The 12,816-nt window shown below is 60.0% G+C and carries 11 protein-coding genes and 2 pseudogenes; 5 read left to right on the forward strand and 8 right to left on the reverse strand.

Annotated features, from left to right (window positions below):
• The coding region (locus tag H6M51_RS23365) for a tetratricopeptide repeat protein (RefSeq protein ID WP_185812196.1) at positions 1 to 1,587 on the forward strand (1,587 nt) is incomplete at its 5' end.
• A 264-nt stretch (positions 1,588 to 1,851) separates the two neighbouring features.
• On the opposite strand, the gene H6M51_RS23370 is transcribed toward H6M51_RS23365, so the two are convergent.
• The 7 genes and pseudogenes from H6M51_RS23370 to H6M51_RS25100 form a co-directional block, all read right to left on the reverse strand.
• The gene (locus H6M51_RS23370) at positions 1,852 to 2,109 is read right to left on the reverse strand and encodes a hypothetical protein (RefSeq protein WP_185812197.1); all 258 of its coding nucleotides are present in this window, start codon (positions 2,107 to 2,109) and stop codon (positions 1,852 to 1,854) included.
• A gap of 159 nt (positions 2,110 to 2,268) precedes the next feature.
• A complete protein-coding gene (locus H6M51_RS23375; protein WP_185812198.1) occupies positions 2,269 to 3,435 on the reverse strand; it encodes a conjugal transfer protein TraB in 1,167 nt (388 codons plus the stop codon).
• A complete protein-coding gene (gene traF / locus H6M51_RS23380) occupies positions 3,425 to 3,991 on the reverse strand; it encodes a conjugative transfer signal peptidase TraF (RefSeq protein WP_185812199.1) in 567 nt (188 codons plus the stop codon). Before traF ends, H6M51_RS23375 begins: the two co-directional genes overlap by 11 nt.
• Entirely contained in the window at positions 3,988 to 4,884 is an 897-nt protein-coding gene (locus H6M51_RS25085; protein ID WP_407073609.1) for a BID domain-containing protein, read from the reverse strand. The genes traF and H6M51_RS25085 overlap by 4 nt, the downstream gene beginning before the upstream one ends.
• Before the next feature lies 1 nt (position 4,885).
• Complete coding sequence (locus H6M51_RS25090) at positions 4,886 to 6,388, reverse strand: AAA family ATPase (RefSeq protein WP_407073610.1); 1,503 nt, start codon at positions 6,386 to 6,388, stop codon at positions 4,886 to 4,888.
• 54 nt (positions 6,389 to 6,442) lie between these two features.
• Positions 6,443 to 6,796: a hypothetical protein gene (locus H6M51_RS25095; RefSeq protein WP_407073611.1), complete on the reverse strand. Its 354-nt coding sequence runs from the start codon at positions 6,794 to 6,796 to the stop codon at positions 6,443 to 6,445.
• Positions 6,797 to 6,864: 68 nt separating this feature from the next.
• Positions 6,865 to 7,472: pseudogene (locus tag H6M51_RS25100) on the reverse strand (MobA/MobL family protein).
• 360 nt (positions 7,473 to 7,832) lie between these two features.
• On the opposite strand from H6M51_RS25100, the gene H6M51_RS23390 reads away from it, so the two are divergent.
• From H6M51_RS23390 to H6M51_RS23405, 4 genes and pseudogenes are all read left to right on the forward strand, one after another.
• Positions 7,833 to 8,129, forward strand: a complete 297-nt coding sequence (locus tag H6M51_RS23390; protein ID WP_185812200.1) for a TraC family protein — start codon at positions 7,833 to 7,835, stop codon at positions 8,127 to 8,129.
• A gap of 4 nt (positions 8,130 to 8,133) precedes the next feature.
• The gene (gene traD / locus H6M51_RS23395) at positions 8,134 to 8,349 is read left to right on the forward strand and encodes a type IV conjugative transfer system coupling protein TraD (protein ID WP_185812201.1); all 216 of its coding nucleotides are present in this window, start codon (positions 8,134 to 8,136) and stop codon (positions 8,347 to 8,349) included.
• Positions 8,336 to 10,309: pseudogene (gene traG / locus H6M51_RS23400) on the forward strand (Ti-type conjugative transfer system protein TraG). The gene traD and the pseudogene traG overlap by 14 nt, the downstream one beginning before the upstream one ends.
• 464 nt (positions 10,310 to 10,773) lie before the next feature.
• Positions 10,774 to 11,235 (forward strand): WGR domain-containing protein, encoded by a 462-nt coding sequence (locus H6M51_RS23405; RefSeq protein WP_185812202.1) that lies wholly within the window; start codon positions 10,774 to 10,776, stop codon positions 11,233 to 11,235.
• A 1,140-nt stretch (positions 11,236 to 12,375) separates the two neighbouring features.
• Here the strand turns inward: H6M51_RS23405 and H6M51_RS23410 are convergent.
• Positions 12,376 to 12,816 (reverse strand): integrase core domain-containing protein (locus H6M51_RS23410; RefSeq protein WP_185812203.1); only part of this gene is annotated, 441 nt, incomplete at its 5' end.

A 12,816-nucleotide genomic window follows, 5' to 3' on the forward strand; every position in this document is an offset into this window, starting at 1 on the left:
GGCATCGCCATGATCGAGCCTCTCGCCGCCGATGGCAATTCATGGGCTCTGGCAACACTCGGTGACATCTACAGCCGCGGCGGACCGGTCCCCATCGACGGTCCCAAGGCCATCGACTACTACACCCGCGCAGCTGAGCTTGGAAACACTGGCGCCCTAGTGCGCCTCGGCGAGATCTACCGCGACGGCGTTCTCGTCACCGCAGACCAAACCAAAGCACGCGACTTCTTCCAGAAGGCCGCCGATGCAGGCAACTCGGGCGGCGTCATCAATTTCGGTATTATGCTTGTCGCAGGTCGGGGCGGTCCCGCCGATATCACCGGTGGCATCGCCATGATCGAGCCTCTCGCCGCCGATGGCAATTCATGGGCTCTGGCAACACTCGGTGACATCTACAGCCGCGGTGGACCGGTCCCCATCGACGGTCCCAAGGCCATCAACTCCTACACCCGCGCCGCTGAGCTTGGAAACACTGGCGCCCTAGTGCGCCTCGGCGAGATCTACCGCGACGGCGTTCTCGTCACCGCAGATCCAACCCAGGCACGTGAGTTCTTCCAAAGGGCTGCCGATGCAGGCAATACCTCGTCCGTTTTGCGCCTCGCCGAGTCGGAGCTTCGAGGCGAGGGAACAGAACGGTCCGCCGATCTCGCCGTCGCCCGACTGGAACAGGAGGTGAGTGCTGGCAATGCAAATGCCATGTTGCAGCTCGGCCAATGGTATGCCAGCGGCGATTATGTAAAGCAGGACACTCGGCGAGCCGAAGAGCTTTATCTTCGCGCGATCGATGCCGGAAACCTCGGCGCACGCGTCCGGCTGGCGGAGTTCTATCTGACCGGCACGCCGGCACGGTCCAGGGTCAAGCAGGCCGTTGCACAATTGGAACAGGCACGAGATCAAGGCGATCGGTCATCTCTCCTCGTGCTTGCCAATGTGCATCTGAGAGGTCTGCTCGGGAACCAGTCGTCCGTCCGGAGGGCGGAAGAATATCTCCGCGAAGCACAAGGTAACGGGATCGAAGCTGCAACAACTAGCCTCGCCAATCTCTACATCAGTGGAGCAAGAGGGTTCCCGCGACAGCCGGCCGAGGGCATCAAACTGCTGGAGGAGGCTGCCTCCAATGGTAACCGCAATGCTGCAAGTGCGCTGGTCGCCCTCTACCGCTCCGGACGCGGCGATGTCGTTCGCCGCTCAGACGTCAAAGCCAGGGATGCACTTCAGCGTTTCGGACATCTGATCGATCCGGCCCAAGCCACCATCGAACGCATCCTGATCGATGCGGGGACAGCAAGGTCCGTTGCAGCCTATCAGTCGCTTGTCGAGGCGATCGATCAGCAAGGACCAACGCTTCGGCAGCGGGTCGTCCGGGGCCTCCGTGACGTCAACGAAAACGCCTTCGTCTATTATGTTCAGTCCCGGATGAAGTCGGCAGGGCTCTATGAAGGCCCCCTGAACGGCCTGCTCACCATCTCGACAATCCGGTCTCTGAAAACGCTGTGCGACAATGGTCCGGCGGGTGACCGCTGCAGACAGGCTCCGCTCAGTGGTCCGGCTGCGACGGTGATTGCCATCGAAGCCGGTCAGATCTGAGCCGGCTTTGTCCTGACGCAATGGCCTGTCCGTCGGACGGGCCATTGCAGTTGGACATAAATGACCTGCTCAGCACCAATAATGAACGCTGAACAACTGTCTCAGGGAGAAGGACCTGCACAATGATCCGGTCCGGAGAACACCGGGTCAGGGGATATCGCGTCTCTTCCTGAAATGGCACGATACGAACGCAGACACGATGATGCAGTTTCTGCACGCCATTCTCCGGCGCAACATCAGTGGCGGGTCCCGATCGCAGGTGTCCTAATATTCGCTGTCTTCTGCGGGTGTAATCTGCCTGAACACCAGCAGGATTAGGGCTCCAACCAGCAGGATGGCAGCAAAGCGAATGCCCGACCAGATCGAAGCCAGTCTGCCCATGCTCTCGGCAGCATGCCTCCAGGAGGTGTTGTCGTTGAGCGGAAGCCGCTGCATATTGCTTTGGATCACATCAAGCAGTGCCTCGTCCGACGGCTGCGCAACCTTGGCGCCTGGTGTCCTGACCTTAAATCCCGTGCTCAAGGATGCCTCTTCAATCTTCAACCGTGTTTTGCGGGGATCATAAGTCCAACTGATTAACGACTGATGAGCATTTTATCAACCGGCTTCACGATTTCATAAGCTTTGGGACACGGTCGTCAGAACACAGGCTTTGCATTTCCGTCCCGCATGTCAGATCGCTCAACGGTTGAAAGCTGTTACAAGGCCTTTGCCGAAGAGAGAGGCCCAGGCGGCGGCACTCGCTTGCTGGACGGCAATGATATTGGTCCCGGTCGTCCACCAGCCATTGCCCGTCAGCACGATGACTTCGGGGTCGTAAAACATGGAATGCAGAACTGGCCAGAGCAGCAGCTGTTCATAGCAGATCAAGGGGGCGATCCTCGTGCCGCTGATCTTGACCACAGGCTTGGCGAAGAACCGCGCCAGTGTGCCACCCGGATCGACAGAAAAGCGCTCCCAGGGGCGCCACATGGCAATCGGTACGGGCATGCGCTGACGGTAGAAAATGCGTCCTCCCTGACTGTCGAGCAGGAGCAGGACATTATCGTAGCCCTCTTCTGTCACAACCGCCGCACCGGCCATCACGCTCACCGCGCGATCCTTCAGGACATTCTGCCAGAAGCGCTCAATCACCGGCGTCCAGAAACCAAGAGCCGTTTCAGGAAGGACGATCACAGATGCTCCGGCCCCATAACTTTCCAGCACCAGGGCCGAGAGATCAGTGTGTCGGCGAAGAGAGGGATCGCGACCAAGGCTTGCTCCCATTGACAGATCGACACCTTGCCAGCCCTTCGGCAAGGCCGGATCCGTCCAGAAGACTGCCGACCAGAGCCAGAGACCGGCCAGCAGAAGGGCCGACCTCAATCCGGGACGCGCGATTAGATAAGAGAGGATCAGGACCGTCATGCTAAGGCCCGTCCAGCCGAAGCCCGGAAACAGGACGCCGGCCGCCGTCAGCGGATGGGCCCAGCCGGTAATGCCAAACGGTGGCAGGCCGGTCAGAACAAGAACCACGCTGTAACGCAGAGGCCTTTGCCAGCCATGCCTTGCCGTCCACAAAAGCGTGTGAATGAGAACGAAGGCCAGCGCTGACACCAGCCAGAGCGCAAGTCCCATCCAGAAATCGGCGGCGAAATAGGTCGATGCGCCGATCGGCAGTCCGCGCGATGCTGACAGAAAATACGCAGAAGAAACCAGAAGAGCCGTCCATCGATCCTCGGCTTTCGCCCATAACAGCGGGAAGAAGAGGGCAGCCGGCAGCAGGGCGACATGCCCGCTCCAGCCCAGCGCGCCGATGGCGGCCGACAGAAAAACCAGGAGCAGTGTCTCGAGCCAATCACGGCGCATAGGTGAGGATCTCCTCGGCGAGACCCAGCACAGCCGATTGCGGCACCGGCCCGAAGTATCGCGAGTCCCAGGAGGCCGTGAAGGGGGAATGAAGATAGATCTTGCCCTTTGGCACCATACCACCGCTGTCGCGCTGCAAGACACGTCCCCTGCCGTCGATCGCCAGGAGTTCGGAATGGGCGAGCACCCTGCCGTCGATCGACAGATGATCGGTCACCGCAACGCTCTGGCCTTCCACTGCAACAATCGTCTTGATCAGCGGTCCGACGCCGCCTGGACACAGACCAGGTCGCAGATAGCCACGTTTGCGAGCCTCTTCCATCACCTTGCCGCGCGGCAGGCAGACAAAAATCGTCTCTCCGACCTGCAGGCGTGATGTCAGCGGGACGATACGCCAAAGCCCGATGGCTCCACTTGCCGTGCCATTGATCCGAATAGAGCCCCAAAAGCCTGCGGCCAGCAGGACGAGACAGAAGGCAGTGCCCACCAGAATCAGGGCCGAGGCTCGTTTTCTTTGCCGCCGCAAGCGGGAACCAGCACCTTCCACCATCGTCATTTGAAAGAAATCCCCTTCACGAGAGTGGCCTTTCTGGCGACAGCCTCGGCCACAGTCTGTGCTTTGCTCTCCACTTCGGTCTCTACTTCGGTCCTGGCCGCAGTCTGACTTTCGCTCTCGCCTGCACCCCGGCCGTCCGGTCGGGCCGCCTGAAGCGCCACGCCCCGTTCTGTCATCGGTGCCGCTGTTACCTTCTCGTGACGGGTCTTCGTCTGCTGCGGGACAGCAGTCTCTGAGGTCGATGAGAGCTCAGACTGATCCTCGGTTTCCTGCAGCGTTCCAAAACGCAGGCTGCTTCCAGGACTGCGCTCAAGCGCCTCAAGCTTCTGGGCTATGCGCATCAAGGGCCAGGCGGCGCGGATTTCAGCTTTCAAGGCATCGTTCATATCGCCCGTCAGGGCCTTGAACACTGCGCCATCAGGGTCCCGCGCCGATGCCAAAACCAGGCAGCGCTCGCCAAACCGCTCTCTGATCGCTCGGGCAAAACCATCGAGTTCCTGTTTCACAAGGCTGTCGGAAAAGGCCTCTTGCATAGCCAGAGGTCGGTCATTGCGATCAAGTGTCTCTCCGACACGCGCAAGCACACGCAAAGCCCCAGAAGATAGAGCCGGGATTGCGATGGAGGCCCTTGCACGCAGCGCCTCTTCCTCCACCTGCAGGCGGGATCTTGTGGCAAGGCTGAAAGCAATATAGCGCTTCAGCGCACGCGAAAGAGCCGGACCGTTGGCAATCCGGACCTGACGCTGATCCCGGTCGATCCTCGAGGCCAGTAAGCCGGTTATACCTTTCAAGGCTCCAAAGGCTTCCGCACGGCTCGCAAGACGGGCGAATATCTCCCTGGCCGTCTCCGGATCCGCCAGCATGCGATCAAGACCAAACCTACGAAAAGCCATGTCAGGCTCGGCATAGACGAGGAGAAGCCTTGTTCTGACCTCCTGAAACGCGGCCATTCACACCGGGATCGGTCCCAAGCCTTGCCTCCACGACCTCGGCAATCGACTTTTGATGCGCATTGACGGCGCTCACCATCGGCTTCAACCCCTCAGTGTTTAGAGTGCCTTCAGGCCGGCTTGACGGAGATCTGAGAGGCTTCAGTCCGAGCTTCGCCGCAATCGACGACAGCCGGGCGGTGAGTGCAACAAGCCTGTCTTTCTGCCGCAGCGTCCATTCGAGACGCTGGCGCAGAAGCTGGCGCGCAAGCGACACAATCGGCAGGCCACGGCGATCGGCAAAACGAAGGGCCGCCTGATAGAACCGGCCGGCTTGATAATCGAGCGTCGTCTCCTTCGGGTTCCTGCGTGACAGGAGTTCGACCAGCCCACCGGCCCTGGCAAAGGATCTTGAGCCGTAATAGCTGCCGAGATCCTCGCGATGGCGGGTCATCGCGACATAGGTCAGATGGCGATCAAGCGAGAGGCTCGCGAGCAGCTTGACCCGGTCAACCGTTGCGCCTTGCGCCTTGTGGATCGTCGTCGCATAACCATGATCAATACTGTTGTAGAAGCGCTCTTCGACGGTGATCCTGCGCGCCTCTTCACCATCGATCGTCGCAGCCACGATCCGTCCGCGTCCCGCATCCATCACGGTTGCCAGCATGCCGTTCTTGACGCCGAGAGAAGCGTCGTTTTTCAGGAAGATGATCTGATCGCCGGCGGCAAACTGGCGCAATCCATCCTGCGTCCTGAAGTCATGACCGGCGCCGACCAGACCGCGTTCGACCAGTTTTCGCCTCGCCCTTGCATTGAGTTCCAGGACATCCCGGCGAAGATGGGCCAGGATCAGGCAGGAGCGATCGGGGCGATAATCGCGATCCCAATCTGCAATCAACCGGTCGATGGCCTCAGCCTTTAAGGCGCAGGCGATGACCCTGTCATGGACCTCGTAGGCTACGATCGCATCAGAAGGCTTGCCCTTTGCCAGATCAAGCGGGGCCGCCCGCATCCAGGCGTCCCGCTGGCGATAGATGGTCTGAAGCTCTGCATATCCGATACGCTCGGTGATCGCCCGAAAGGCAGCACCTGCCTCGATCGGCTGCAGCTGTTCGGGATCCCCGATCAGAACAAGCTTGGCGCCACCTCGCGTGACCGCTTCGACGAGGAGCGCCATCTGTCGTGACGACACCATGCCCGCTTCATCGAGAACCATGATCGTCTTGTGGTCAAGCTGATCATGCCCTTTCGCCCAGGCGAGCTCCCAGGATGACAAGGTGCGCGAGGTGATGCCGGCCTCCCGCTGTAAACCCTCAGCGGCCTTGCCGGCCAGAGCACTGCCGATCACACGGTAGCCTGACGCCTCCCAGGCCTCGCGCGCCACCTTCATCAAGGTTGTTTTGCCGGCGCCGGCGCGACCGACAATGGCTGCGATCCCACAAGCGCCTGCAGCATGCTGAAGCGCCACCTTCTGCTCGTCGGACAGATGCCCATGCCGGGCAAGGATGAGGTCAAGAACCCTTCAGTTCACGAGATGCGAAGATCTCGCAGAAAGCCAGACCGAACGGCTGACCATCTCCGCTTCCAGACGGATCATGCCGACGGTGGTGAAGCGCTCCGGCAGGGTTAGACCGGAGCCCAGATCGGTCCTTCCCGGATCGAGACGCAGGATCTGCGGATCCTGCAGGATCCGCGCCATCAGATCCTGGAACCGGGCGGCATCATCGATATGGCGGTTGAGCACCCTGGCCACATCCCGGGCGTCAAAGACGCTTTTCTCCCGGATGACGAGACCGAGAACAAGAGCAGGGTTTGCCTGAATGCGCCTTGCGTTTTCTGCGCGTCTTGCCTCCTGAAAATCGTTGCGCTCAAGCATCCTCACAGCTTGCGCGGCCTTGCCCCTTGCGGACAGAAACTTGCGCTTGATGGCAGTTGCCCCGACACCTATATGGCTTGTTGCAAGAAAATCGATCCCTGCCGCTCAAACGACCGGCCATCGATCCTGATATCCAGACCGGCCAGTGCCAGATGCCGGTTCTGAAGTGAAAACCGGGCGTCCCGCAGCAACCGGAACTCATCCCGGTCACCGGCCCAGAGCCGGTAGACGATCCTGCCCTCACGCGTGCGAAGAGGCTTGCCGTCTTCGCCGAGCACGACAACCTTCTTGCCCCCGAAACCCTCCGCGTCAGCGGCCGCAGCGTCATCATCAGATGCACATGTGGATTGCCGGGTGCATCATGATAGACCCAGTCGGCCACCATGCCCTTCGAGACCACATGGCTGGCGATGAAATCGCGCATCAAGGCGATATTCTGTTCTGCAGACAGCTCCAGGGGCAGGGCAATCGTCACATCCCTGGCAAGCTGGGCATCCGATCGCGCCTCGAAGGTTTCTACTGCATTCCAGAAGGCCTCGGAGGCTGCAGACACCGATCGGTCCGACAGCAAGGATTTCAGCCACGCCGGCGCATCCTCGGGAATGACGAACTCCTCATGCAGGAGCCCGCGCTTGGCGGTGTAGTCGATGCTGCGCGCTTCACGCTGATAGTCCATGCGGGCGCAATGGCGATAGGCGGCGGCAAGAACCGCACTGCGGCCGGACCCGCGGCTAAGGATGCTGACGGAAAAATGCGGCACGGCCAAAGCGGCTGATCCTCCAGGCAATCATCACAATCGGTGTCGCTCAAGGTCGAGTTCTGTTGCAGCAGCTGTCATGCGGCAACCTTCGGCCGATCAGGCAAACGTCGCTTGCACGACGTATAATTGCGCCCTTGGACCGCTCTTTCGGGAGCGGCGGGATCTTCAGACAGATGCGACGACCTGACGAGTGACAGATTTGTCTCTCGCCTCGCGCCCGAAAATCCGAAAGCTTCGTCAGGGTCATGCTGCGCATTCCAAAGGAGACCGATACCGATGAAAAAAACGAGCGCAAGAATCCGTGAAGATCTCGCCCGCCTGCACGAACAGCTGAAACGGGCGGAAACACGGGACGCCGAACGCATCGGCCGCATCGCCCTGAAAGCCGGGCTCGGCGAGATCGACATCACCGAAGGAGATCTCCACTTGGCCTTCGAAGAGATGGTGAACCGGTTTCAACAGGTCAGGGGCGCAGCCGGGGAAAGAGGGCGCCGGGTCGACAGCAGGCCTGCCGCGCCACCCATCGTTGCCGAAACGGCTTTGTCGCCTGCGGGCCAGACTGGCGAGGCTTGAACGGATGCTCCGATCAAGGACAACTGAGGCGAGGAAGAGGGATACCCGCGAGAAAATCGAACTTGGCGGGCTGATCGTCAAGGCCGGGTTGCGCTTTGAAAAACGCGCGCTTCTGCTCGGATTGCTGATCGACGCGCAAAGGCGCATCAAGAACGACAAGGCCGAACAGGCACGACTCATGGCGATCGGCGTCGAGGCCTTCGACCATGATCCCGGCTAGGTTTCTTGCGGCAGTCGGTCCACTGCTTCTGATGATGGCCTCTACGCTGCTGCCTGCAATCGACTGGCCTATTTCCAACGCCGCGTCCCTTGCAGCCCGAAGAACCGCTCTGTTGGCAAGCCATTTCCTGCCCTATGGCCTCAGTGCTGCATCGGGTGTGCTTCTGCTCTTCGCAGCCAGGGCCGCGCCTCGCCTCACGGCAATCACCTGGAGTGTCGCTGCGGGTTCGGTTTTCGTCATCGGCAAGCTCGTATTGGAAGAGGCATCGCGCCTTTCCAGCCAGGGACCGATCGACAACGCCTCTTTGTCCATGATCGATCCTGCCGCCGCCCTCAGCGCGGTGACCATGCTGTGCTGCGGCATCTTTGCCACGAGTATTGCAACCATCGGCCCTTCCGCCTTCGGCCGCAAAACGCCCAGACGGGTTTGGGGCAAACGGGCCCTGCACGGTGACGCCGAATGGATGAAACTCTCGAATGCCCGAAGGCTCTTTGGCAAAGACGGCGGTATCGTCGTTGGCGAGTGTTACCGCGTCGATCGCGACAGCGTTTCTGCAATGGCGTTTCGGGCAGATCAACCAGACAGCTGGGGTCTGGGCGGCAGATCGGAGCTCTTGTGCTTCGACGGCGCTTTCGGGTCGTCGCATGGACTCGTTTTTGCCGGATCGGGCGGCTTCAAGACCACATCGGTAACGATCCCGACAGCACTGCGATGGCGTGGAGCACTGATCGTCCTTGATCCATCAAATGAGGTTGCGCCGATGGTTGAGGCGCACCGCAGGCGGGCCGGGCGGGACGTCTTCATCCTCGACCCGAACCATGCCGCCACAGGCTTCAACGTGCTCGACGGGCTTGGCCGTCATGGCGCAAGCCACGAGGAAGACATTGCCGCGCTTGCGAGCTGGATCATGAGCTAGGCCGGCCGTGCAAGCGGCGTGCGGGACGATTTCTTCCGCGCCACGGCCCAGCAGCTGCTCACCGCCTTGATTGCAGATGTATGCCTGTCCGGCCAGGTGGCGAGAAAGGAGCAGACCCTGCGCGCGGTCCGCGCCAATCTGGCCGAACCCGAGCCGAAGCTCCGCGCCAGGCTCCAGGAAATCCACGAGACGACACAGTCCGATTTCGTCAGAGAGAATGTTGCAAGCTTCATTCACATGACGTCCGAGACCTTTTCCGGCGTCTATGCCAATGCCATCAGGGAGACCCACTGGCTCAGCTACTGGAACTACGCAGCCCTTGTGTCCGGTTCGACATTCTCGAGCGGGGATATCGCTGAGGGAACGACCGACGTCTTCATTGCCCTGGATCTCAAGACCCTTGAGACCCATCCGGGCCTAGCAAGGGTGATCATCGGGTCCTTGTTGAACGCAGTCTACAGCCGTGATCACCCAAGCGGAGGACGTGTGCTTTTTCTGCTGGACGAGGTGGCACGGCTGGGCTTCATGCGGATACTCGAAACGGCACGCGATGCTGGACGCAAATATGGCATTAGTCTGATGATGCTCTATCAATCGATCGGGCAGAAGCGCGAGAGCTTCGGGGGCAAAGACGCAACCAGCAAATGGTTTGAAAGTGCAAGCTGGATCAGCTTTGCAGCCATCAACGATCTGGAGACGGCGGACTACATATCGAGGCGCTGTGGCACCACCACCGTCGAAATCGACCAGGTCAGCCGCAGCGACCAGGCAAGGGGCACCACCCGAACCCGCTCCAAACAACTGGCAAGCCGTCCGTTGATCTTGCCCCATGAAGTTCTTCTGATGCGCCCCGACGAGCAGATCGTTTTTACCGGTGGCAATCCTCCGCTTCGCTGTGGCCGGGCTATCTGGTTCAGACGCCCCGAGATGCGCGCCTGCGTCCGCGAGAACCGCTTTCACGCCAACCATGGCGCCGCGCCAAAGACTGCCGATCCCGCAGCCCGTATCAGCGAGACGATGCCGGATCATCGAAACGATGCCTGAAGCTCGCAAACTGGCCCCTCGAATGGGCAAAACTGCAACGATCAGGCCAGTCCAGCCATCTGGTGCTGGTCGCAGAGAAGCTGCCACCTTCGAACACTGATTTGGCGCGCAGTCTTTGTTTGCACCGCAAAACCATATGCAAGCCAACCGACGGTGGCAGGCAGGCCTGCATGATTGTCTTGCCGCCGCCGCACGCGAGAAAGGGGCAGATCACCCGACACTGCGTCTGGATCAAAACGGCGCGGACATTGTCCCTGGCGCGGTGACCGACGACCGACATGTGCGGGAGCCCTTGCAAGCCATGGGTTGCAAGTTGGTCTTTCGTACCGGCGGATCACCGACGCTGGAGCCTGCGGCTGTTGTGCTCGGCAAGCGGCCGATGGATCACATATCTGAATCAATCGGGGACGAGCGATTCATAACTGTCGTTGGACGTTTTCGAGGAAACCGACGATGCTGACCACATGATCAAGCAACCCTATCACCTCTATATGGAACGCATCGACGCAGCGCGGAACATGGCACGTTATTACGCACTGGAAATCTCGATGGACCTGCTGGGACATGTCTTGCTGAACCGCACTTGGGGCCGGATCGGAAGGCGTGGGCCGTCTATGAAACATGTATTCGAAAACGAGGCTGATGCGGTCAAACTCTTCCTCGATCTTCTGCGCCAGAAAAGATCCAAAGGCTACCAGCCGGCGATCCAGGAACCATCCGGCACCGGCGCATCGCTGAAGCACCCATGTCGCACGATGCAGGCAGCTGGGGAGCAGTCGAGCCGCAAGACGGCGCCTGCCATGGAAACACTCACCGCAACCGGCAACGACCCAAACCATCCGAGCCAGTCCAGCGTGGTGACATGGATGAGCCAATTGATCGGGGTCGAGAACCCGAAGCAGGTTAAGCGTCAAACAGCGGTCTAAAGACAATCGGAGCTTCCAGGGCGATACAGTCAGCGTTGCAATCCAACAGGCACGCCATCCATAAACCAGGGGACATGCAGCGTATCCCGCAATCAGCGGATTGAGCCATCCATCGTCAAGCCCATGTCCACCGTCTCGAGCCGCCGCATTAAGCCCTAAAGCCCTCTGGCCTCGGATATTGGTAAGACGGGGCTGCGGGTAGAGCGGACTGGAGCCTTGAGCCCACTATCGGCGCCGGCAACGCGGCGGAACTTTTCGACTGAAAAAGGACGCAAGACATCGCCATCAAGCTGGCAGCGCCGATAAGGCCCGCTCCCAGCGCCGCGACCCGCGGCAGGTGCAAACAGACTGAGCCGGGAAGGGCAGGATCAGCCTCTTCAGGCAGAGGGCGCCGACCACTTAAAGCTTGACGACTATCTTTGCAGTCAATCATATTCAGATAAACAGAACTCTTGCATCGGTATCTGACATCCTGAACGTGACTTGAGGCAATGCAGCGGCTTCAGATTTCAAGCCTGTGCGAGATTTCCGGAGAACCGACAAGCCTGCTTGTCTTTGACGTGGCCTTGAGCGGTCACGCGATCGCCACTGTCTGCGTCCCATGCAAGCGCGGTCGCATCATCTGGGCCGCAGCATCTATCGACGGATTTGTTGATTTCAGTCCCTCAGATCAGGAATTCATGTCGCAGCAAATCTGTAACGGATGGGATTTGCGCTTGCAGCAGGAAAGGATCCAGTAGCAATGCGAGGTTGGCTGATGCGGTGCCGAGCATCTGGGCAGTCCTTTTTGAGTGCGAAGGGATCGGCGAGGCGTGTCGCGGTAAGGTTGATTGGTGCCGGATCAAGGCTCACTGACGGCAAAAGCGCATAACCCCCGTGTAATTCACCTCTTCGAAATTCACGACGCTCTCTCAGCCTGGCGCAAAAGACAACTGCAAGCTTGACGGGGACTTTGTCATGTCACGACTGCACATTCACGGCGCAGCTTGCGCATTCGACCACAGTGTCGGTAGCCTCGATCAGGCGAGCCATGGATTGGAGAGCTTTCGTCCGATCGTCTCTGATGCGCGCAACCATTGGTCAAAAACCGGTGAGGCGAGGCGGCTGCTGAAGTGCACCCCGTTTCACCGGATATGTCGGCTAGTTTGATTTAGCCCTAATGAACTGCCGGGGAGAAGCCATCTTGAGCGCGGAATGGGGATGGATTTCGTTATAGTCCTCGATCCATCCGTCGATGAGCCGGAGCGCTGTTTCGGCGTCCGGTAGAGCTGAGATGCGGATATAGTCCCGCTTCAGGGTTTTGACGAAGGCCTCCGACATGCCGTTCGACTGCGGACTGGCCACCGGCGTGAAGCAAGGCGTCAGATTGAGCGCCTGGGCAAACAGCCTCGTGTCCCTCGCAGTGTATGCCGAGCCATTGTCCGAGAGATGCTCGATTGCGTGCGGGGCTCTCGTTGCTGCGAAGCGCTTCTCGACCGCCTCCAGCATCATGTCGCGCACGTCCGAGCCGGAGATGCCCGCGTTGGCGACCGCCGTCCAGGCGATGATCTCGCGGTCGAAGGCGTCGATGATGAAGGCGAG

It is taken from the genome of Rhizobium sp. AQ_MP, from assembly GCF_014237835.1.
Taxonomy (GTDB): domain Bacteria; phylum Pseudomonadota; class Alphaproteobacteria; order Rhizobiales; family Rhizobiaceae; genus Allorhizobium.

Excerpts from the sequence above, each read along its gene's own strand:
- H6M51_RS25095 (WP_407073611.1), bottom strand. The coding sequence starts at position 6,796 with ATGCTTGAGCGCAACGATTTTCAGGAGGCAAGACGCGCAGAAAACGCA.
- H6M51_RS23375 (WP_185812198.1), bottom strand. The coding sequence starts at position 3,435 with ATGCGCCGTGATTGGCTCGAGACACTGCTCCTGGTTTTTCTGTCGGCC.
- H6M51_RS25085 (WP_407073609.1), bottom strand. The coding sequence starts at position 4,884 with ATGGCTTTTCGTAGGTTTGGTCTTGATCGCATGCTGGCGGATCCGGAG.
- H6M51_RS23405 (WP_185812202.1), top strand. The coding sequence starts at position 10,774 with ATGATCAAGCAACCCTATCACCTCTATATGGAACGCATCGACGCAGCG.
- traF (WP_185812199.1), bottom strand. The coding sequence starts at position 3,991 with ATGACGATGGTGGAAGGTGCTGGTTCCCGCTTGCGGCGGCAAAGAAAA.
- traD (WP_185812201.1), top strand. The coding sequence starts at position 8,134 with ATGCTCCGATCAAGGACAACTGAGGCGAGGAAGAGGGATACCCGCGAG.
- H6M51_RS23390 (WP_185812200.1), top strand. The coding sequence starts at position 7,833 with ATGAAAAAAACGAGCGCAAGAATCCGTGAAGATCTCGCCCGCCTGCAC.